Genomic DNA, 20,573 nt, shown 5'->3' on the forward strand with positions numbered 1-20,573 from the left:
TTGCTCCTGAAATTAGCAGGAGAATAGGGCAATTCAAAAGGAGATTTCGACTGCAGATTCAGAAAGCGGAAAAACATCCTCCTCTTTAGCGCTCTTCCAGGAAGACTCATTCCAAACTTTCCATTTTAATTCATCCTTTGGGGGAAGGAATAGTGTATCATTGAGCAATCTGATACCTATCTCCGGAAAATATAAACTACCCCGACTTTCCTGCAAAGCAGTAAGAAGCTTAGGTTGATTTCCCCATTCCTTTTTGATACGGTTCGGAGATATCAAAAATTTCATTTCATCAGGTTGGATTCCTTGATTCCATGATTTCAAAGTTCCATTTTCCCAAAAATCTACAGCCCAACCTTTCTGAGAGCGATAGATGACAGCCTGATTTTGATGAAGATCATAAGAATAATACCACCTACCTCCTGTCCAAATCAACAGCAAAAAGACACCTAGGTACAATAATCTTTTTCTTGGAAAAAATTCCCAAGCGACCCAAATCAATAGAAATCCCCAAATTACCCAGATAGTAGTAGGATAGATCGTTATTTCCTGCAGCCGGAAAGGGAGCATTCTAAATCCATCCAAAACCCAAACCTCAAGCTGAATCAAACTTCCTACGACCCATCCCAATGCCTTCCCAAAAACGGGGATCCAACCTAGAAAAAGAAAAGGGATACCAACTTGCATAATCAGAAAGGTCAAGGGAATGATGAGAAGGTTGGCAGGTAAAAACCAAATTGGAAAACTATGGAAATACCAAACCGAAATCGGAAAGGTGACTAATTGTGCTGCTATGGAAACTGATGCTAATTGCCAGAGGTATTCCAAAATTCGACTAGGAGGATACCAAAATCGAAGAATTAAGGGCTGAATAAGTACAATCCCTGAAACCGCCACATAAGAAAGTTGAAAGCCTACATCAAAAATAACAGCTGGATTTAGGGCAATCATCAAGATAGCCGAAAAGGCCAAAATATTAAAAATTGGAGGTTTTCGGTCTCGCATTTCTCCCAAAACGACTAAGCTAAACATCACGGAAGCCCGAACTACAGAAGGAGAGAATCCGGTGATTCCTGCATAAGCCCAAATTATTAAAACAACCACAAGTAAGTATAGCCTTCGAATCGAGGATTTCAGTTTCAAAGGCTTGATTAAGAAGAGCATTACTGCTACCAAAATCCCCACATGCAAACCCGAAACAGCCAAAACATGCATCACCCCGGCATCCGAAAATGCGTCTCGCAGAGACCGATCCAATTGTTCTTTTTGCCCTAGTAACAAAGCCAAAGCAATTGAATGAGAGCCTGCCTGAGGCATATTTTTTCGAATCAAATCCGCGAAGTACTTCCGAACTTGAACAAGCCAAAATTTAGAACCAGCCAATTTAGAAGTCCCGAGAATTTGGATTTTATCCTTAGAAATAAACTGCCGTGAAAAAATCCCCTTCTTAGACAAAAAGTCCCTGAAATCAAATTCAGAGGGGTTTCGGGGAGGAACTAGTAATTCCGGAGGATCGGCAACCCAAACAAACTGACCGGGTTGTAAATCTAATTCACTTTGATGATAAACTAAGACAGCATGTTCTGTTTCCTTCCAGCCTTCTTCAGTTTGAAAAGCCTTTACCAACAAAACATTCTCTTTAGAATTCGGCTTTTTCAAATCAAACCTTTGCACTTCTGCCAAATAGGAGCCTTCAATTGGATTAGGTGCTTCCTGTTGGCTTTTCGAAAACAGTGAAATAGAGATTCCTAAAACGATTAATTGAGCATATCCCAAAATCGAAATCAAACCGAGCCCCATTTTCTTCCAAACTAGGAAAAAATAAAGAAGCCAAATACAGCCTAGCAAAATTGCAAAGTGATTCCAAAAAGGATACAGCTCTATGTATGTACCCAAAAGAATACCGATCAGAAAAAAGATCAGAAAGCGTAAAAATGGATAATCTGAAAAACGCATAGGAAAAACACCTATCAATTTAAAAATAAAAAAGCCATCCTAAAAGGTTAGGATGGCTAAATCTTGTCAAGATTTTTCGTCAGAAGCGGTAGCCCAAGCTAAAACCTCCATTTAGTTCAATCCGTGTGAATCGATTTGCAACTTCGTCACTGAATCCTCTAGCTATACTTACATGAGGGCCAAAGGCAAATTTTGGAGAAAACTCCCATTTGAAACCCGCTCCAACACCGAGCAAAAAGGCATTCATATTGGTAGTAGCAATTCCACCGTCAACTTCCTCTTCAAACTCTCCAAACCGTAATTTAGCCAAGGGGAATATGTAAAATCTTCCATTGGGATTTTCTCCGAAATAAAAATTCATGGAAGCCTGTACCGCATTGGTTTTGTAATTTTTCCCATTCTTTTGAGAATTAAATCCAAAACGATCATTCAGATGAACTTGTAAATCCAAGGAATGATCATCCGATAAATACTTTTCAAAGCCGACTTCCAGTGAACCTAAAGCAATTAAATTCAAGAAGTTGAGCTTTATTTCACTTGAAAACTCACGATCTGAGTTTCCTCCGCTGCTGGAGATGACATTTTGCCCAAAAGAATATCCCATGAGCCCCATCATCAAAAATGTAATTAGGATTTTTTTCATTGTGTTTAAATTAAAAATTGTTCAATTAATGTTTCAATTCCATCTTGTAATGAAGAATATCGCATTCCTCAAATTGCTCACCTATTACCTGAAATCCAAATCTGGAATACAAGGAAACAGCAGGAATTTGAGCATGAAGGTAGCGAGTCTTTCCCTGAGCCTCAGGGTGAACGAGTAAATCCCGAAGTACCGCTAAGACCAAAGCCTGTCCAACGCCTTTTCCTCTTGCCTCTTTCAAAACTGCAAATCGCTCCAATTTTACCCCATAGGATGTAAATCTCCACCTTGCAGTTCCTACAGGCTTGCCATTCAAAGATGCCAAAAAATGAGTCGATGATTCTTCAAACTCATCATATTCCATATCAGGATCTACGTTTTGCTCTTTGACAAATACTTCTGTCCGAATCTTAAAAGCAATATCCATCCCGGCTTTACCGGTCACTTTTTCTACCAGCAGACTCATTTTTAGCTATCTCTTTTTCAGCCTGATTTTTTTCGTATGCCTCAATGATTGCCTTCACCAATTTATGGCGAATCACATCCTTTCCACTCAAATTGACAATCCCAATACCTTTGACATTATTGAGAATTCTTAAAGCCTCACTAAGACCCGACTTCTGTCGTATAGGAAGATCAACCTGAGTCTGATCTCCTGTGATGATTACTTTGGAATTTGGCCCCATTCGAGTCAAAAACATCTTAATCTGTTCAGAAGTGGTATTTTGAGCTTCATCCAGCAAAACAAATGCATCATGAAGGGTTCTTCCCCTCATATAGGCCAAAGGAGCTATTTCGATTACCCGGGTTTCTTGATAATACTTTAGCTTTTCAGGCGGAACCATATCCTGAAGCGCATCATAAATCGGTCGCAAATACGGATCTAATTTTTCCTGCAAATCACCTGGTAAAAAGCCAAGATTTTCTCCTGCTTCCACAGCGGGTCTTGTAATGATGATCCGCTTTACCTCCCTATTTTTCAAAGCCCTCACCGCCAAAGCCACCGCAATGTAGGTTTTACCAGTACCTGCAGGACCTAAGGCAAAAACCAAATCATTTTTCATGGAAGCTTCCACCAACTTTCGCTGATTGGGAGACTTAGGCTTGATCACCAACCCTTTATTACCAAAGACAATTACCGAATCACGATTCGTTTGCTCAAAAGGCACGCCTTCGATGTCCAAATAATCTTTGACTTTATCGGGACTCAGGTGGCCAAAGCGCTCTACATGCTCCAGGAGCAAATTAATGAGATTATTGATCCGCAAAATTTCAGGGGCACTCCCTTGAATCCGGATCTCGTTTCCTCTGGAAATAATTTTGCTTTGGGGAAATGCTTGCGCAAGCTGACGGATATTTTCATTTGCCTGGCCTAAAAATTCCGCAAGCGGCACATTCTCCAGTGTGATTACTTTTTCTACCAAATTTTTTCTTTGATTAAATATTCTTGAAGGGGGATGGATAATGTTCTATTTTTGTTCTAACCCCTCACTAACAAAAGTACATAATTTTAATTGACTTGCTTCTATGGCATTGGTGACATTCCTCTCCGATTTTGGAGATCAGGACTTCTACGTACCAGCAGTAAAGGCCAAAATGCTGGCCATCAATCCCCAGTTGAATATCATCGATCTATCTCATCGAATCGAAACCTATGACTTGGCACATGCGGCCTTTATCCTGCGCTCAACCTTTCGGGATTTTCCCAAAGGAACCGTGCATTTAGTGGCTGTAAATACCACCGGATCGATGACCCAAGGATACATTGGGGTAAAACTTGAAGAGCATATTTTTATAGGACCTAACAATGGGATTTTCAGTCTACTTGCTGATAAAGAACCTGGAATTATGGTTCAATTTGCAGAAATCCATGTCCAAGAAAGTTCTTTTCCTGCCAAGGATATTTTGGCACCAATTGCAGCTAAAGTAGCTTCTGGAGCCGCTATTCATGACTTTGGCGGGCCCTTACAGAATTTCCGCAAACTCATGCCTCGTATCCCCAAGGCTACCAAAGAACAGATCACAGGTCATGTCATGCGAGTAGACCGCTATGGAAACCTCATTACCAATATTTCCAAAGAGCTTTTTGACAAATTGAATCCGGGAAGATTTACCATCGAATTTGGAAGAGAAACCCTTGACCGAATTTTCTCTGGTTATGATCAGGTAGAACCGGGAGATTGCTTTGCCTTCTTCAATAGCTCGGGATATCTGGAAATAGGGATTAACCATGGACATGGTGGCAATTTGTTAGGTCTTCGGTTTGAGTCGGTAGTTATGATTCACTTTAAGTTCTAAGCCATGCTAATTCGAATTGTACGGATGACCTTTCAGGAAGATCAGATTCAAGCCTTCCTAGAAAACTTTGAGTCCAACAAGAAAAAGATCCGATCTTTCCCTGGTTGCCATCATTTGGAACTATGGCAAGATGAAAATCAAAAAAATATTTTTTTGACCTATTCCCATTGGGAAAACGAGGAGGCTTTGAACAAATACCGTGATTCTGAACTATTTAAATCCGTCTGGACCTACACAAAAAGCCTCTTTTCTGAAAGGCCGATTGCTTTCAGTTCAAAAAAATTTGAGGAAGTAGAAATCTAGGGTTGGAGAAAAATAAAATTGTATTCATATTTGCATCCCGTTTGATAAGAAATGGGATTTAATTGACAAGCCCAGGTGGCGGAATTGGTAGACGCGTTGGTCTCAAACACCAATGAGGTAACACTCGTGCCGGTTCGACTCCGGCCCTGGGTACATTAAAAAAGCTCGCAATAATGCGGGCTTTTTTTGTTTTGATTATTTTTAGTTATGAAAGAGTTTTTTGTCTACGCAATTAAAAGTCTTCATAGAAATTACATATATGTTGGGATGACTAATAACCTCGAGAGACGAATTCAAGAACATAACTCAGGTAAAGGTAGGTCAACAAAACCCTATGCTCCCTTTAAGTTGATTTTTTCAGAAAAAGCTTCCTGCCGAGAGGAAGCTAGAAAAAGAGAAAAATATCTTAAAAGTGGTATTGGGAAAGAATTTTTGAAAAAATTGGAGAGTAAGGATTTTAATTAATTCTATATCAAAAAGGAGCCAATTCCTACTAATTTATTACTGTCCAAATTAAGTCTAAATGGTCTCAAACACCAATGAGGTAACACTCGTGACGGCCTGCGTGCCGAAGGCACGTTCGACCCATCCCTCATAGACATACAAATCCGGCTCTACCTGTCGGTAGACAAGCCTGGGTACATTAAAAAAGCTCGCATTTCTGCGAGCTTTTTTTATTTCTAGCTTTTTTCTTTTGAAAGGAACAAACTTCCAAAAACAAGGAATCTTCCCAATTTAAAAAATGATCAATTACCCTGTAAAATAAGCTTCCAATTCACTCATCATTTCGGATTTTTCATGCAGATCTCTGATGATTTTGCCTTTTTCCAAGAGCACGATTCGGTCACAGATTTCGGTCACATGATTGAGGTCATGAGAAGAAATCAAAAAGGTGATTCGAGATTCTTCTTTTTCCTTTAAGATTAATTTTTTCAAACGAATCTGGGAACTCGGGTCCAGGTTTTCGAAAGGCTCATCCAAAAACACCACTTCAGGCTTTCCTAAGAGAGCCGCAGCAATCCCTACTTTTTTCAAATTCCCTTTAGAAAGATCACGGATATACTTTTTCTTCCCTCGTACTTCATCATTGAATAGCTCTGTGAATTTCTCCAAGTGAAGTTCCAAATCCGCTTCAGACATGCCATAAATCTTTCTCAAAGTCTGAAAATATTCATCAGGCGTTAGATAGGACAAAAGCATATGCTCATCCAGATAAGCACCGGTAAACTTTTTCCATTCTTCAGTTTGATTCACTTGATAACCTTCAATCGTCACCTCTCCTTGAGTGGGGCGAACCAGGTCAAGCATTATTCGGAACAAAGTGGTCTTTCCTGCTCCGTTATTTCCCACGAGCCCAAAGCACTCACCTTTGGGGATTTCCAGAGAATCCACATCCAATACAACCGCTTCCTTGTACTGCTTTTTAAGATTTTTTACCGCTATCATAGTTCTTGTCTAAATGAAGATGAAATTTCGTATTTGTTTTCATATACACGATTCACATTGATCGCGCTGAGTTTTTTATAAAATAGAATTCCCAAAAGCCCGAAAATTCCGAGCGCTGCCAATCCCGCAAATTCATTGATTAGCAAGGCAAAAGGCAGATAAAATACATAAGGCAAAAACATCATGGGAATCACCATAAGCCATTGAGCAGCTCCTACTCCTTCGTAATTGAACATGGCTCCCTTGTTCAAGTCCATGGGCTTAGGTTTCCAAAGTGCCAAATAGATGATCACATGAATCAGAATTCCGACATTGAACAGAAAAGTGACTGCATGTATCAGAAGGATTTTCCATCCGAAATACACATAGGGAATGGAAGCCAAAAAGCATATCACTGAAATAGAAATAAACAAAAGGTATTTTCCTCGCACTAATTGCTCAACTCCATCTTTTTTCTGAAGGTAAAAATCAAAATTACCCGAGTTCCAACTGAGAAATAATTGCCCGTATTGAATCATAAAGATTCCTGTGATAAATACTCCTACGAAAATCAACATGAAACCAAGTCTCTCATTTTCCATATAGGCTGGCTGGGTATAAAACACCATCCCGTATAAAAGAAAGAACGCTGATAACATGAGGTAGGTCCGGCTTTTCTTATGGCGAACAATTAATTTCCATTCAACATTGGCCATCTCTCCTGCCAATCCAAATCGAGAAAAGAATCCTATGGATTGTCCTCTTACACGTCCTTCATCATCAGAAGAAAGATCTTCCAAGTATGCATTTGCAACATGATATCTATAGCAAAGCCAATAGCTTCCCAAAAAGACCAAGAATAAAACCGCCAATGGAATCGGAGAGGAAATTGCCAAATCAAAAACAGGTTTGGTTAATTCTCCCAAATTGAACCATCCCATATAGCTCGATCCTCCACCAAGTACCAAAATGGTCATTACAATTAACAAGCCCAAGGTTGAATCTTCAAATCGCTGCTTGAACCATAACATAAACCAGTGCAAAATCCAGCTTGTCAGCACAATAGCTCCAATCCAAGTCCAAGCAGCTAGGCTTCCATATTCTGGAGCGATAGTCTGCATGCTGAATGGTAAGAATAGCAGCAAAGCAATGATATTGATTGGCGAAAGAAATGTCCGAATCAACAACAAATGCATGATTTTACGCTTTCCAATCGGAAGATGGAGTAGGCTCTCCAAGTCGACCACTGGCAAACTCTGAATGAAATATCTGTAGAGGAACTCCGTCAAAAAGAAGAAAATCAGAAAGCTATTCAACAACCCAACGGGATCCTGACCTTCAGCGAAATTTTCGATAATCCTTCCTAAAAATAAGCCAGCCATCAAAACGTAGCTCAGCAAAAGAAGAATGATGAAACCAAGGAAAATATTGGTCATAAGGCTTTTTGCAAAAGCCGTTGAACGCACGGATTTTAGGTACTGAAGCCGGATTAATTCAAAAAACATAGGTAGTTAGTTTGGTGCTTTCCTAATAATTTTGCTTGAAAATAAGGATAAAGCTTACATTTGATCGACTTAATCACCAAAAAAATCGGATAAATGCAGGAATTAAGAGATGAAATAGGATTTTTCCATGCGGTAAAAGAGCGAAGATCAGTAAGAATATTCGACCAAAACTCTCCATTTGATCATGAGCAAGTTCAGAAGTGTCTGGAAGCGGCCATTCTTTCCCCAAATAGCTCTAATCTCCAACTTTATCAATTCATTCGTGTTCCAGAATCCTCTCCCTTAAAAAAGCCATTGGCCGATCTCTGCATGCGACAAAAGGCAGCTACGACGGCACGAGAACTCGTGGTCATCATCACTCGAAGAGATCTTTGGAAATCTCGGGCTGAGGCAAATTATAAATACCTCAGTGAATCAGTTCAAAACCAATCCGAAAAAAAGGTAAAACAGGCCCGAAACTATTACAAAAACCTTATCCCAAAGCTTTTTGGAAAATATCCCGGCTGGACTTTAATTAAGAAAATCATTGCTTGGTGGGTGGGCTTGCGTCGTCCGATGGTTCGTGAAGTGGGAGAAACCGAAGTTCGGATTTCAGTTCATAAAAGTGCTGCCCTAGCTGCTATGACCTTTATGCTAGGCATGAAAGCGGTTGGCTATGATACCTGCCCGATGGAAGGATTTGATTCAAAGCGTGTAAAAAAGCTCCTTAATCTACCTGCAGAGGCTGAAATCTCTATGATTATCGGTTGTGGCAAAGGCCTTCCGGAAGGGATTTACGGCCCTAGGTTCCGGGTTCCTAGCTCCGAGCTGATAGTGGAAAAGTAAAACTGAGGGACTAAAGTATGTGTCAGTCCGAGCGGAGTCGAGGACTATTCGACTCCGCTCAGGGTAACACTTAGCGGTTGCTAACCTCTCTTCATCAAGGATTTAGCCGAGCCAAAATATCCTTTGCTTGATGCCACTGGAGGCGTGGCCCAAATTGACTTACGATTTGAGAGCTTGCCATAGATGCTAATTTTCCACTTGAAGCATAGCTATGGCCATTTGTGATCCCAAATAAGAATGCTCCTGCAAACATATCTCCTGCTCCATTACTATCAATCGCAGTGGTTTTATAAGGTTCGATATCAATGAACGTATCTCCATCAAAGATCATCGCTCCATTTTTTCCTTGTGTAATCACAAAATGTTTCGCCGCTTTCTTCATCTCTTCCCGAGCTTCAGCGAGATTACTTTTACCGGTATACAAAAGTGCTTCTTCCTCATTTGCAAAAAGTAAATCAACACTTGGTCCGATTACATCATCAAAGTTCTCCTTGAAGTATTTGACCATCGCAGGATCAGAAAATGTCATGGCAACCTTAGTGCCGCCTTCCTCAGCAATTTTTTTAGCGTGCATCATGGCCTCCTTCCCATTTGGGGAAGTCACCAAATATCCTTCTATGAATAGATACTGAGAATCTTTGATCGCCGACTCGTGAATATCTTTAATGGAAAAATTTTGAGTGATTCCCAAAAAGGTATTCATAGTCCTTTCGGAATCTTCAGTTACCATTACCAAGCACTTTCCAGTTACTCCATTTTCCAAGCGCTCGGGAACCAAGGCAATATCTACTCCCGAGTCAATCAAATCCTGAAGATAAAAATGTCCCAATTCATCATTGGCTACTCGGAAACAGTAAAAGGATTTTCCTCCGAACTGACTTACCGCCACAATGGTATTGGCTGCCGATCCACCAGCTTGCTTCTTCGCTTCTGCATGATTAATCGCCCTCATCAGGTGATTTTGTCTATCCTCATCCACTAAGGTCATCAAGCCTTTTTCGACCCCATTATCAGCAAAAAACTGATCGGTAACTTTGAATTCAATATCTACTAAGGCATTTCCAATGCCTGTTACGTCGTATTTTTTCATTTTTTAATAGTTGGAAAGTTGTAATGTGTAAAGGTTATAAAGTTAGTTCACTTCATTATTCGAAATTCAGCATTCGATATTCGATATTAAAACTTCAAGCCCTAAAGATATCGATTGAGGTTCTCATAAGCCTCGTAAATCGTACTTTGTAAATCGTCAATCAAATATCGGATGTCTTTCAAACGGCTTTTCCCGATCAAACAAATATCGATAAGTATGATGGGTTTTGTAAATATCTGCTAATAGCTGTTCGCAAACACGCATCATCTTAGGATTGAAATCCCCAATCCAGTTCATTTCGATGGTTTTGTAAGGGAATTTTGGATCATTACTCATCTTATCATAAGAAATGATCATCGCACTTTCTACTCCTTTACCCTGATGCTCGGGTACTACACCAAACACCAAACCCAACATTTTATTGGGTGGTGAAAAAGTTTTGTACCAAAGGAATTTGAGTTTTCCGATCAAATCCATCTTTCCATTGACATGCTTGAAAATTTGATTAATCTCCGGAATATTGATAAAGAAAGAAACTGGCTCACCCTTGAAAAACCCAAAATAAATCAGCCTTGGATCGATGATGGGCTTCATTTTCCCAAACATGATTTGAGCTTCCTTCAAAGTGAGGGATTTGCCTAGATGCCTTGCCCAAGCCTTATTGTAAACGGTCATAAAGTACTCGGGAGCTTTTTCCTTCAACTCCTTTCCTTTGATGTATCGAAATGAATAATCAGGGTTTGCGATTATCTGATTAGCCCTCTTGATCATCTTTTCATCAAAACGCAATTCCTGAACGGGCCGCATGTAGGTAAACTGCTTGAAATAAAGCTTGAAACCGTAATCCTCGAAGAATTTTTGATAGTAAGAAAAATTCCAGGGCATGTTGTAGTTCGGCTCGGAATACCCATCAACAAGCAAGCCCCACCACTTATCACGCTCTCCAAAATTGATAGGGCCATCCATAGCCTCCATTCCTTCACTTTGAAGCCAATCTTTGGCAACATCAAATAGCATGAAAGCAGCTTCCTCATTGTCGATGCATTCAAAAAAACCTACTCCTCCAGTCGGCTGCTTTTCCTTCATTTTTGGATTGATAAAGGCAGCAATACGACCGATGGTTTGGCCTTTATTGTCCTGAAGCAACCATCGTTTGGCCTTGGCTCCCCGACGAAAAAGCTTGTTCGTTTCCGGATGAAAAAGTCCTTCAATATCCTTATCTAGCGGTCGGATCCAGTTTTTCTCGTTTTTGTATAGCCTTACCGCCATCTCAATGAATTCTTTTTGATGGGCGGGTGTGGTAACTTCAATCAGCTTCATTAGGAGAGAATTTTAGTGGGTAAAATTAACCCAAGGTTCTGAAATGGCAATAATTATCGCTTCGGGGCTAAATTTGGATAGTCCGTGATAATTCCATCGACTCCCAAACCCAATAATCTTTCCATCTGCTCTTTGGTGTTAACAGTCCAGGGAACCACCTTCATCCCTTTTTGATGAAGAGACTCCACGATCTCCTTATTCAAGGCTAAGAAATAAGGAGAATAGAATTCAGGAACGAACCCCAATTCATTCAAATCCTCTTGAAACCGGGAGGCATTTTCCACCAACATAGCCAACGGAACTTCTGGATATTTTTCGTGAATATACTTCAACACACGGAAGTCAAATGATTGGATATTTACCCGTTCCCAGCCAATTGATTCAGAGATTAAATTGACTACAAGATCCGAAAATTCTGCTACCCCGGGATGATATTCCCCATCTCCTTCAGGACTACTTTTGATCTCAATATTGTAGTGTGGTGCCGGTAAACCCTTATCTTTTGCATACTTTTCTGCCACCTCAAAGACATCCCGAAGCAAAGGTTTGGTAGTAAAAAATTTAACCTGTTGCGGGAATCCCGGATGAACTTTACTTCCACAGTCATAGGCCAAAACTTCAGCATAAGTCATTTGGTAAATGTTATGCGAATGATCATCTATGGGAATTTCCTGCCTGTCAGGCGTCAAACAAATAACTGGATTCATGAAAGGTTCATGCGAAAGAATCACTTGACCATCCTTAGTAACAGCTAAATCCATTTCCAATGTGCTAACTCCCAAATCCATCGCTTTAATCATAGCTGGGATCGTATTTTCTGGCATCAATCCCCTGCTGCCTCGATGACCTTGGAGATCATAGGAAAACTGAGCAAACACGGAAAGAGGGAAGACCATCAAAAGTCCTAAGAGTATATTTTTCAAAAGCTTCAGTTTAATTATCATAAAAACTTAGTTTCTTAACAGAAAGGACCCATTCATATTATTCTGCGTTCTAAACATACTTTCTTGCGCTGACCGTAAAGCATCCACCGATCCATTAGGATTTGTGTTATATCCCATTGACCTCATATTTCGGTTAGTTGTGGCGCCCCTGGAATTGATGGCAGGGTTACTTGAGTTTGAATAATCGGGGATGTAATCTTGTTGGTCTATAATTTCCCCTTCATAGCTATAGAAGTTCCACAAACCGATCCGATCAGTGCCGACCATTCTCCCAGCTGCTGTAACTCGATCTGATTTTGGAAAATAAAAGTACCAGTCACCCTTTGGTATTCCTTTGGAATATTTCCCTTTAGCTATAATGTGGCCCTCGGAATCATAGAATATTCGCTGCCCGGTTCCTTTTCTCAACTTACCCCCATTTAATTCATTTTCTCCAACTAAAAATGGACCCACAGACACCAATTCACCCGCTTCAAACATTTCAATTTGTGAGGTTTCTTCGGATTCATCAACAAGAATCCATTCCCCTTCTTTCAGCCCGTCTACATAGTTTCCTTTTCTGTAAAAGCCTGAAACAATATCAACCCGCTCCGTCCATTCACCAGAGGGCAATCCTTCCTTAAAGTGTCCCTTAAAATCTAATTCCCCATTCTTGTCATAGGAAATCCATTCACCTTCAGGTTTCCCATTCAAAAAATTCCCTCGGACAGTCAGCTTCCCGTTTTCATCAAATTCTTCCAAAAGTCCATTTGGAATTCCACCTGAGTAAGCTCCCCTTTCCTGCAAATTTCCATTTTCGAAAAACAAGCGGTAATTACCGTCTAATTCTCCATTTTGATAGGGAATCTCCCATCTAGCTTTTCCGTCAGGATAATATCCTAAAGCATTGCCTTGCATCAGGCCTTCCTTGTAATTGACTTCTATCTTGGTGACTCCGTTTTCATAAAATTCTTCCCAAGTTCCTTCTCTTTTCCCTTCCAAATAGGCTCCCTGAGCCTTCAATTCGCCATTTTTATAAAATTCCCGAAAATCACCATTTTGTTTTCCATCCACATAAAACGTGATGGATTTAATCTCTCCTGAAGGGTAATTTTCTTGATATAGACCTTCAGGAAGGTCCGCTTTGAAATTAATTTGAAATACAACTCTTTCAGGAGTGAATTTCTCCTCGAAAACCTTCCGGTTTGCCCTCAGCAAATTGGGCTGAGGATTATCGAGTGGATTATTGGAATAGTAAACCTTCCACAATCCTTCTTTCTTCCCATTTACGATTTCTCCAACACCCAACAGATTGGTGTTCCCGAAATACAAATAGCTTAATTCAGTAGAATCAGGGGCAGAAAAAAGAAAAAATATAGATACAATAAATGACCACATAATGGTTTTTGAAATAGCTAACTAGCTAAAAATAAGACTAGCTTAGAACAACTCCAATTATATTTAAAACTGATTTTTAACTGATTACATCAGCATACAAATCAAACTCCGTCGCTTCAGTCACCTTAGCCTGCACAAAATCTCCAACCCTACAATAGTATTTCGAAGCATCAATCAACACCTCATTGTCCACCTCCACGGAGTCAAATTCCGTTCGGCCGACAAAGTATCCTCCTTCTTTTTTATCGATCAGCACTTTGAAAGTTTTACCGACCTTTTCCTGATTGAGGTCATAGCTGATCTGCTCCTGAACTTCCATTAAATAATTGGCGCGTTCTTGCTTTTCCTCTTGGGAAAGTTTGTCTTCCATCGAGAAAGCATGGGTATTTTCTTCATGGGAATAAGTGAAAACTCCCAAACGCTCAAACTTCATCCGCTCAACAAAGTCCACCATTTCCTGGAATTCCTTTCCTCCCTCTCCTGGGTGTCCGGCGATCAAAGTAGTTCGGATGGCTATTTCAGGAATCATTTCCCGTATTCTATAGATCAATTCCTCCTGCTTTTCTCGGGTAGTTCCACGACGCATGGCCTTTAGAACATCTGTAGAGCCATGCTGCAAAGGAATATCTAAGTAATTACAAATATTGGAACGCTCCTTCATCACTTCAATCACATCCATCGGAAAACCCGTAGGATAAGCATAATGCAAGCGAATCCAGTCGATTCCCTCTACATCAGAAAGTTGTCGAAGCAGCTCTGCCAGATTTCTCTTTTTATACAAATCCAAACCATAATAGGTTGAATCCTGTGCGATCAGTAATAATTCCTTCGTACCATTTGCAGCCTTATGTTGTGCTTCTTTGACCAATTCCTCAATTGGTCGAGAGATATGACCTCCCCGCATCAAAGGAATAGCACAGAAAGAACAAGGACGGTCACATCCTTCAGAGATCTTCATGTAGGCATAATGCGCATTATGAGTGAGCAATCGCTCACCTACCAACTCATGCTTATAGTCGGCTTTGAATTTTTTCAGAATGGCTGGCAAATCCCTTGTCCCAAAAAATGCATCGACCTGGGGAATTTCTTTTTCTAAATCGTCTTTGTAGCGCTGAGAAAGACAACCTGTCACATAAACCTTATCTACCAAGCCCTGCTCCTTTGCGTCTACATACTGAAGGATGGTATCGATGGACTCTTGCTTGGCATTATCGATAAACCCGCAGGTATTGATAATGACAATGTTATTATCATCCGAATTGGATTCATGACTGGCATTGATGCCGTTGCCTTTCAATTGGGTCAAAAGTACTTCGGAATCCACCAGGTTTTTGGAGCAACCCATGGTGATGATATTGACTTTGTCTTTCTTTAATGTTCTCGCTTTCACAGAATTCGCTTCGATTTGGGAGTGCAAAGGTAGTTAAAATTGAGTTGGAAAGTTATTAATGTTGGAAAGTTGAAAGGTGAAGAATCCAACTTTCCAACCTTACCCCTTTTGAAATTTAGTCTTTTTCCAACCTCCAATCCTCTTGTAATTCGGTATCCCATAAAAACAAACTAAATGGAGGGGCCGTGGGAATTTTTTCCCAGCTATAACGAGGATTTTCCAAGCGCTTTTTCAATTCATCTAATTCCCATTCACCTATTCCAATCTTCCAAACTGCCTGCATCATTTTACGAACTTGGTGATAGAGAAAACCAGTTCCAATTACCTCCATCATATAAACCCTTTGACCTAAATCAACCCAGGGAGTATCCTTAGCAGGTTGAATATCGCAATGGAGGATGGTTCTCGAATAATCGGATTTGGTATCTGAAGGTTTGCAAAAAGCATAAAAATCATGGGTACCCTCAAAGAGCTTTGCAGCAAGTCTCATTTTCTCTACATCAACTTTTGAAAATAATGATACCAGAAAGCTCGATGAAAATGGATGAGGATTATCATCATCTGTAAAAAAGTAACGATAGGTCTTCTTTCGGGATGCCTGAATCAAATTAAACTCCAGTCTGCAAAGCCCCTCAAAAGCAATTCGTATTTCTCCACCTAAATAGGAATTGATCAATTGAACCTTTTCTTTAAGGTTAGATGGCTCTTTAAGGAGGAGTTGAAAAAAGGCCTTTCGGCAACTTACTCCAGAGTCCGTCCGACTTGACCCCAATAACTTGAAGTCTTCATGTCCCAAAACATAGCGGAAAACTCGTTCCAATTTCCCCTGAATGGTAGGCTGACCTTTCTGGATTGCCCATCCTTTATACCGGGCGCCGTAATAGGAAACTGAAAAAAGATAGATATGAGAATTAGTCTGCACGCCCGAATTTACTTAAAAAGAAAGCTTGATTTAAAACTTGCAGACTTAAACCAATGAAGGGACCTTATCCTAATAGGTGTTCGTTTACCCATTCCACTTCTTCTTGTCGAATGGTATGCATTGAATCAGGGAAAGGAATAAGCGTCACCTCTGCACCCATTTTTTTCAACAAATCTGCTGAATCCTGCATTCTGCTTAGCGGAACATGCATGTCTTGTTTGCTTCCAGAAATCAAAATTGGTGTTCCTTGAAAATCGCCTTGATATTTAGCAGGGTTGAGTTTTTCACCAATTAGCCCGCCCGTAAACGCAACAACTCCTCCGAATTTCTTACCATTCCTCGCAGCAAATTCTAAACTCAAACAGGCTCCTTGGGAGAATCCTAAGATTAAAATATCAGATGAAGAAACTCCTCCATTGATCAAATACTCAAATGCTTGTTGAATCTGGGAAAGTGACTCTTCCAATTTCGGCTGATTGCTTTCATCAGGGGCCATAAAGCTGAAAGGATACCAGGTATTATCAGAAGCTTGAGGAGCAACCAAAGCATACTCATCCAAATTCAAATAAGACTGTAAAGAAAGAATGCTTTCAGCAGAGGCACCTCTACCATGGATCAAAATGGCTGCCTTTCGACCATTTTCAGGTTTTTCTCCTGCAATTATCATATTAGACATAGTCTTCCAAATTTACTTGAACTTCAGGAAGTAATTGTTCGATGCGTGGACGAGATGCCTCAGCCCAATCTGGTAACTTTAACAATTCACCGAGATTCTCTTCCTCCTCATCAATAGCAAATCCAGGCTCGTCTGTAGCGATTTCAAAAAGTACTCCTCCTGGCTCCCTGAAATAAATGCTTTTGAAATAATTCCTGTCACGAACTTCAGTCACCCCATAACCATGCTCCATCAAAATACGCTGCATTTCCAATTGGGATTCCTCATTGGCAGTTCGGAATGCGATATGGTGAACAGTACCGGCACTCTGCATTCCACGATTTCCGCTTTTATCAATTCGGATATCAACTATGTCACCTGGCTTTCCTTCGGTTCCATAGCGATAGCGATCACCTTCTTGCCCGATAAAGCGATAATTCATGTGATCCATCAACAGGATTTCTGTCAAATCCTTAGCACGAAGATTTAAAGTTGCTCCGTAAAATCCTTTGATTGAATGTTCAGCTGGAATATGACCTTGAGGCCAACCTTTACGATCATCAAGATCATTGGCAATCAACTCTAAGCCCATCCCGTCATGGTCTTCAAATCGAATCAATTGATCTCCAAAGCGAGTCTGAACATCAGAAACAGGAATACCAAATTTTCGCAAGCGATCGATCCAGTATTGCAAGGAATTCTTAGCTATGGAAAAAGCAGTATAGGTTAATTCACCAGTCCCCTTTACTCCCCGTCTTGCTCCTTTAAAAGGAAAAGTAGTGAAAACCGCACCCGGGCGTCCCAATTCATCTCCGAAATAAAAATGATAAACATCTGGAGCATCAAAATTAATGGTCTTTTTTACCAATCGCAGTCCTAGGACTCCAGTGTAGAAGTCAATGTTTTTTTGAGGATCACCTGCGATGGCAGTGATATGATGGATACCCGTGATTAATGCTTTCATGATGATAGATTTTTAAAGGAAACCTTTGGAGATTACTCCCCAAAGGTTGAAATATTAAATTAAGCCTGCTTTACAAGCTGAATATTCAAGTGCAAACGAACTTGATCACTTACGACTACAGAACCTGCTTCAGTCACTGCGGACCAAGCCAATCCAAACTCTTTTCGGTTGATTTTACCTTCGATTTCAAAACCAGCTTTTGTCTGACCGTATGGATCAGCTACAACACCACCGAAATCTACGTCCAACTCAACTTGCTTTTTGGTGCCTCGCATTTCCAATTCACCTACCAACTTATAGTCTCCAGACTCCTTGCTAACCTTACCTTCAAAAGAAAGTTTTGGATGATTTTCAGCATCGAAGAAATCAGCAGACTTCAAGTGATTATCTCGATCAGTCTGATTAGTGTCAATGCTATCGATGGCAGCAGAGAAAGAAACAGAAGCTCCATCAAAATCGTCTGAGGTGCTCTCGGCAGAACCTTCAAATGATCGGAAGAAACCTGTAACTGTAGAAATCACCAAGTGCTTCACCTTGAATGAAACTTCAGAATGTGTAGGATCGATTGTCCATTTAGTAGTACTCATAGTTGTGTTTGTTTTGTGAATTATAAATTGAATTGTTTTGACATTATATGTATATACACTATTTATTCTAAATTTTTTTACCCCCTCATCTTGTCTAGTAAGTCATTTAGCTGCCTTACTTCTTCCTCAGTCAAATGAATTAACGTTCGGTTTGATTCCTCCACTTTCCCTTCCAATTCTCTAAGGAGGTTTAGTCCCTTCTCGGAGATTACCACGTCCACTTGTCTTCGATCAGTGGGACATTCCTCTCGAATGAGTAAGCCCTTTGTTTTTAACTTTTCCACCAATCTGGATGCATTGGACATTTTATTTAACATCCGATCCTGAATGGAAGAAACAGTTGTAGGTACTCCGTTTTGTCCCCTCAAAATTCGTAGTACATTATATTGTTCTGGAGAGATGTCATAGGGCTTAAATAGGGCGTTTTGCAAAGTCACCAAATAGCTATGTGTAAATAGCAAATTTACCACTGCCTTGTTGTAAGGGTCTTTGAATTCCCTTTGCCTTATTGCATCTTCTATTTTTCCCATTTTTACTTACAAGTGAATTTAATGTATATACATACAAATGTAGGGGAAAGTTTCATCACTTCGAAAAAATCTTAATTTATTTTTAAGAAACTAGACCTAAAACCCCTGGAAAAAAGGATGAATATTGATAAATGGATCATTTATTTTTAATCATGGTAATTTTTAAATAAAATAATCCCGCCCATTAATTTGAGCAATTAATTTTTAAACAATGTGAAATTTTTTGAGTCAAAAAATCAGCCTCCAAATACCCGAAAAAGCATTTTTACTAAAATATGATGAGTTTTTGATGTAAAGTTTTTCCCAGTCTGATGAATTGTTGTAGAACTCATTTTTTTGGCAAATATTAAAGAGACAAAGACATTAGAAAAAAATTTAAATTCTATGAAAAACAATTTTCCCAAAATCATCGCGGTTTTATCGCTTTTAGCTTTGACTTGGGCCTGTGACAACGGGTTTTCAGAGGTGCCGGTGGTTGACACTCCACCCAAAATTACATTGGGGGCAATCACTAGTGGTTTGACAGAAGGTCAGGATTTTAAAATCAATGTCACATTAGACGACGGTGTAGACAATGGTGCGATCAGCTCCCTTTCTACTTTAGATTATGTAATTACCAGTGGAGGTGCTACTGCAGCCTCAGGAACGGAAGCTCTTACTGGAGATAAGCAAACTGTTACCATTACCGTAGCAGGAGGTTTTGAGCCAGGAGACTACAACTTAGACGTTACTGCCAAAGACAGCAACGGTAATGCCGAATCCACGAACCTTTCATTTACAGTTGCATCAGCAAAACCTGCTTTTGACATCACAGGAACTTGGCTAGTAGAACCAGTTGCTGGATCTTTAGCAGTTGGTCCAGGTCCTGGAAACGGAGAATGGTTTTCTATTTCAGCAAGTGATGTCATTACCCGGGCTTGTTTCTACGACGACACATATACTTTTGGAGCAGACGGCTCTTTCGTAATTGATTTAGGCGATGCCACCTGGTTAGAGCCTTGGCAAGGAGTAGATACCGACAGATGTGGAACTCCAGTAGCTCCGTATAATGGAGGTACTTATCAATATACTTACACTAGTACCTCTTTGACCGTAATCGGAGAAGGTGCTTACTTAGGGCTTCCTAAAGTAAATAATGCAGGTGAAGTTTCTCAAGGTGCTGCTATCCCTGATCAAATCACTTATTCCATCATTGATCCAGTAGTAGATGGAAATACAAGACGAATGACTCTTCGAATCGAAGCTGGTTCAGGAGTATGGTGGGATTTTAAATTGATCTCTGGTGAAATCGGCTCTGGAGGAAATGAAACTACTTCTATTGTTGGAAATTGGAAAATGGAGCCTGTTGCTGGTGCATTTAGTGTTGGCCCAACAGAAGGTAGTACAGAATGGTTTTCTTCAAGTGCTGATGACGTAAGTGCCCGTGCTTGCTTCTTTGACGATGTATATACCTTTGCGGAAGATGGAGCTTATTCCTACAACATGGGAGATCAAACTTGGCTAGAGGAATGGCAGGGCGGATCCCCTTCTTGCGGTACTCCAGTTGCACCATTCGATGGTAGCGGAAGTTACACATATACATTTGATGGATCTTCTCTTACCCTTAGTGGAGTAGGTGCACATATTGCTTTACCTAAAGTTGGAAATGCAGGTGAGCTACCAAACGTAGCAGTACCAGAAAGCATCACGTACAAGGTGGTAAGCCTTACTGAACAAGACGGTGTCAAAAAGATGACTCTTCACATTGAGGCAGGAACCGGTGTTTGGTGGACCTTTAAACTGATTTCTGAATAATTTTTTTTTCACCCGGTGGTCTTTTGGCTACCGGGTGTTTTTTTTTCTAAA

21 protein-coding genes and 1 tRNA gene are annotated in these 20,573 nt (G+C 40.2%); 6 read left to right on the forward strand and 16 right to left on the reverse strand.

The features are described 5' to 3' along the window. Window positions 1–33 precede the first annotated feature (33 nt). The 4 genes from E4S40_RS13800 to E4S40_RS13815 form a co-directional block, all read right to left on the reverse strand. Entirely contained in the window at window positions 34–1,953 is a 1,920-nt protein-coding gene (locus tag E4S40_RS13800) for a ComEC/Rec2 family competence protein (protein ID WP_135075276.1), read from the reverse strand. Between the two features lie 79 nt (window positions 1,954–2,032). Beyond that, window positions 2,033–2,596 (reverse strand): DUF3575 domain-containing protein, encoded by a 564-nt coding sequence (locus E4S40_RS13805; RefSeq protein WP_135075279.1) that lies wholly within the window; start codon window positions 2,594–2,596, stop codon window positions 2,033–2,035. A 25-nt stretch (window positions 2,597–2,621) separates the two neighbouring features. Continuing rightward, a complete protein-coding gene (locus tag E4S40_RS13810; RefSeq protein ID WP_135075282.1) occupies window positions 2,622–3,059 on the reverse strand; it encodes a GNAT family N-acetyltransferase in 438 nt (145 codons plus the stop codon). Further along, entirely contained in the window at window positions 3,028–4,017 is a 990-nt protein-coding gene (locus E4S40_RS13815; protein ID WP_135075285.1) for a PhoH family protein, read from the reverse strand. Before E4S40_RS13815 ends, E4S40_RS13810 begins: the two co-directional genes overlap by 32 nt. A 103-nt stretch (window positions 4,018–4,120) precedes the next feature. Between E4S40_RS13815 and E4S40_RS13820 the strand changes: the two genes are divergently transcribed. The 4 genes from E4S40_RS13820 (at window position 4,121) to E4S40_RS13835 (ending at window position 5,659) form a co-directional block, all read left to right on the forward strand. After that, window positions 4,121–4,891 carry an SAM hydrolase/SAM-dependent halogenase family protein gene (locus tag E4S40_RS13820; protein WP_135075288.1) on the forward strand — a complete coding sequence of 257 codons (771 nt, stop codon included), beginning with the start codon at window positions 4,121–4,123 and terminating at the stop codon, window positions 4,889–4,891. Between the two features lie 3 nt (window positions 4,892–4,894). After that, window positions 4,895–5,194, forward strand: coding sequence for a putative quinol monooxygenase (locus E4S40_RS13825; RefSeq protein ID WP_135075291.1), 300 nt, complete (start codon window positions 4,895–4,897; stop codon window positions 5,192–5,194). A 69-nt stretch (window positions 5,195–5,263) separates the two neighbouring features. Further along, window positions 5,264–5,347 (forward strand) — tRNA-Leu (locus E4S40_RS13830). Window positions 5,348–5,401: 54 nt separating this feature from the next. Beyond that, window positions 5,402–5,659: a GIY-YIG nuclease family protein gene (locus tag E4S40_RS13835; protein WP_135075294.1), complete on the forward strand. Its 258-nt coding sequence runs from the start codon at window positions 5,402–5,404 to the stop codon at window positions 5,657–5,659. Window positions 5,660–5,944: 285 nt separating this feature from the next. Here the strand turns inward: E4S40_RS13835 and E4S40_RS13840 are convergent, their stop codons facing one another. Both E4S40_RS13840 and E4S40_RS13845 read right to left on the reverse strand, forming a co-directional pair. Continuing rightward, a complete protein-coding gene (locus E4S40_RS13840; protein WP_135075297.1) occupies window positions 5,945–6,640 on the reverse strand; it encodes an ABC transporter ATP-binding protein in 696 nt (231 codons plus the stop codon). Beyond that, window positions 6,637–8,124, reverse strand: coding sequence for a DUF5687 family protein (locus E4S40_RS13845; protein ID WP_135075300.1), 1,488 nt, complete (start codon window positions 8,122–8,124; stop codon window positions 6,637–6,639). The genes E4S40_RS13840 and E4S40_RS13845 overlap by 4 nt, the downstream gene beginning before the upstream one ends. 93 nt (window positions 8,125–8,217) lie before the next feature. Between E4S40_RS13845 and E4S40_RS13850 the strand changes: the two genes are divergently transcribed. Beyond that, window positions 8,218–8,949: a nitroreductase family protein gene (locus E4S40_RS13850; protein WP_135075303.1), complete on the forward strand. Its 732-nt coding sequence runs from the start codon at window positions 8,218–8,220 to the stop codon at window positions 8,947–8,949. A gap of 94 nt (window positions 8,950–9,043) precedes the next feature. Here E4S40_RS13850 and E4S40_RS13855 read toward each other — a convergent pair whose 3' ends face one another. The 10 genes from E4S40_RS13855 to E4S40_RS13900 form a co-directional block, all read right to left on the reverse strand. Further along, on the reverse strand, window positions 9,044–10,039 hold the full coding sequence (locus E4S40_RS13855; RefSeq protein WP_135075306.1) for an adenosine kinase: 996 nt from the start codon (window positions 10,037–10,039) through the stop codon (window positions 9,044–9,046). Window positions 10,040–10,195: 156 nt separating this feature from the next. Continuing rightward, window positions 10,196–11,359, reverse strand: a complete 1,164-nt coding sequence (locus E4S40_RS13860) for a hypothetical protein (protein ID WP_135075309.1) — start codon at window positions 11,357–11,359, stop codon at window positions 10,196–10,198. Between the two features lie 53 nt (window positions 11,360–11,412). Next, window positions 11,413–12,282: a glycerophosphodiester phosphodiesterase gene (locus E4S40_RS13865; protein WP_237563202.1), complete on the reverse strand. Its 870-nt coding sequence runs from the start codon at window positions 12,280–12,282 to the stop codon at window positions 11,413–11,415. A gap of 27 nt (window positions 12,283–12,309) precedes the next feature. Beyond that, window positions 12,310–13,680: a toxin-antitoxin system YwqK family antitoxin gene (locus E4S40_RS13870; RefSeq protein WP_135075315.1), complete on the reverse strand. Its 1,371-nt coding sequence runs from the start codon at window positions 13,678–13,680 to the stop codon at window positions 12,310–12,312. 76 nt (window positions 13,681–13,756) lie between these two features. Beyond that, window positions 13,757–15,070, reverse strand: coding sequence for a 30S ribosomal protein S12 methylthiotransferase RimO (gene rimO / locus E4S40_RS13875; protein ID WP_135075318.1), 1,314 nt, complete (start codon window positions 15,068–15,070; stop codon window positions 13,757–13,759). A 115-nt stretch (window positions 15,071–15,185) separates the two neighbouring features. Continuing rightward, a complete protein-coding gene (locus tag E4S40_RS13880) occupies window positions 15,186–15,992 on the reverse strand; it encodes a pseudouridine synthase family protein (protein ID WP_135075321.1) in 807 nt (268 codons plus the stop codon). 64 nt (window positions 15,993–16,056) lie between these two features. Beyond that, a complete protein-coding gene (locus tag E4S40_RS13885) occupies window positions 16,057–16,668 on the reverse strand; it encodes an alpha/beta hydrolase (RefSeq protein ID WP_135075324.1) in 612 nt (203 codons plus the stop codon). Next, the gene (locus E4S40_RS13890) at window positions 16,661–17,611 is read right to left on the reverse strand and encodes a VOC family protein (RefSeq protein WP_135075327.1); all 951 of its coding nucleotides are present in this window, start codon (window positions 17,609–17,611) and stop codon (window positions 16,661–16,663) included. Before E4S40_RS13890 ends, E4S40_RS13885 begins: the two co-directional genes overlap by 8 nt. Before the next feature lie 59 nt (window positions 17,612–17,670). Beyond that, a complete protein-coding gene (locus E4S40_RS13895) occupies window positions 17,671–18,198 on the reverse strand; it encodes a YceI family protein (protein WP_135075330.1) in 528 nt (175 codons plus the stop codon). A gap of 77 nt (window positions 18,199–18,275) precedes the next feature. Then, on the reverse strand, window positions 18,276–18,728 hold the full coding sequence (locus E4S40_RS13900) for a MarR family winged helix-turn-helix transcriptional regulator (protein ID WP_135075333.1): 453 nt from the start codon (window positions 18,726–18,728) through the stop codon (window positions 18,276–18,278). Window positions 18,729–19,112: 384 nt separating this feature from the next. Here E4S40_RS13900 and E4S40_RS13905 point away from each other — a divergent pair, with 384 nt between their 5' ends. After that, entirely contained in the window at window positions 19,113–20,522 is a 1,410-nt protein-coding gene (locus E4S40_RS13905; protein WP_135075336.1) for a hypothetical protein, read from the forward strand. The last annotated feature ends 51 nt before the right edge of the window (window positions 20,523–20,573 follow it).

The organism is Algoriphagus kandeliae (genome assembly GCF_004571135.1).
Taxonomy (GTDB): Bacteria; Bacteroidota; Bacteroidia; order Cytophagales; family Cyclobacteriaceae; genus Algoriphagus; species Algoriphagus kandeliae.

Excerpts from the sequence above, each read along its gene's own strand:
- E4S40_RS13885 (WP_135075324.1), bottom strand. The coding sequence starts at position 16,668 with ATGTCTAATATGATAATTGCAGGAGAAAAACCTGAAAATGGTCGAAAG.
- E4S40_RS13905 (WP_135075336.1), top strand. The coding sequence starts at position 19,113 with ATGAAAAACAATTTTCCCAAAATCATCGCGGTTTTATCGCTTTTAGCT.
- E4S40_RS13895 (WP_135075330.1), bottom strand. The coding sequence starts at position 18,198 with ATGAGTACTACTAAATGGACAATCGATCCTACACATTCTGAAGTTTCA.
- E4S40_RS13840 (WP_135075297.1), bottom strand. The coding sequence starts at position 6,640 with ATGATAGCGGTAAAAAATCTTAAAAAGCAGTACAAGGAAGCGGTTGTA.
- E4S40_RS13850 (WP_135075303.1), top strand. The coding sequence starts at position 8,218 with ATGCAGGAATTAAGAGATGAAATAGGATTTTTCCATGCGGTAAAAGAG.
- E4S40_RS13810 (WP_135075282.1), bottom strand. The coding sequence starts at position 3,059 with ATGAGTCTGCTGGTAGAAAAAGTGACCGGTAAAGCCGGGATGGATATT.
- E4S40_RS13860 (WP_135075309.1), bottom strand. The coding sequence starts at position 11,359 with ATGAAGCTGATTGAAGTTACCACACCCGCCCATCAAAAAGAATTCATT.
- E4S40_RS13845 (WP_135075300.1), bottom strand. The coding sequence starts at position 8,124 with ATGTTTTTTGAATTAATCCGGCTTCAGTACCTAAAATCCGTGCGTTCA.
- E4S40_RS13870 (WP_135075315.1), bottom strand. The coding sequence starts at position 13,680 with ATGTGGTCATTTATTGTATCTATATTTTTTCTTTTTTCTGCCCCTGAT.
- E4S40_RS13800 (WP_135075276.1), bottom strand. The coding sequence starts at position 1,953 with ATGCGTTTTTCAGATTATCCATTTTTACGCTTTCTGATCTTTTTTCTG.
- E4S40_RS13820 (WP_135075288.1), top strand. The coding sequence starts at position 4,121 with ATGGCATTGGTGACATTCCTCTCCGATTTTGGAGATCAGGACTTCTAC.
- E4S40_RS13900 (WP_135075333.1), bottom strand. The coding sequence starts at position 18,728 with ATGGGAAAAATAGAAGATGCAATAAGGCAAAGGGAATTCAAAGACCCT.
- E4S40_RS13890 (WP_135075327.1), bottom strand. The coding sequence starts at position 17,611 with ATGAAAGCATTAATCACGGGTATCCATCATATCACTGCCATCGCAGGT.
- E4S40_RS13835 (WP_135075294.1), top strand. The coding sequence starts at position 5,402 with ATGAAAGAGTTTTTTGTCTACGCAATTAAAAGTCTTCATAGAAATTAC.
- E4S40_RS13825 (WP_135075291.1), top strand. The coding sequence starts at position 4,895 with ATGCTAATTCGAATTGTACGGATGACCTTTCAGGAAGATCAGATTCAA.
- E4S40_RS13855 (WP_135075306.1), bottom strand. The coding sequence starts at position 10,039 with ATGAAAAAATACGACGTAACAGGCATTGGAAATGCCTTAGTAGATATT.
- E4S40_RS13805 (WP_135075279.1), bottom strand. The coding sequence starts at position 2,596 with ATGAAAAAAATCCTAATTACATTTTTGATGATGGGGCTCATGGGATAT.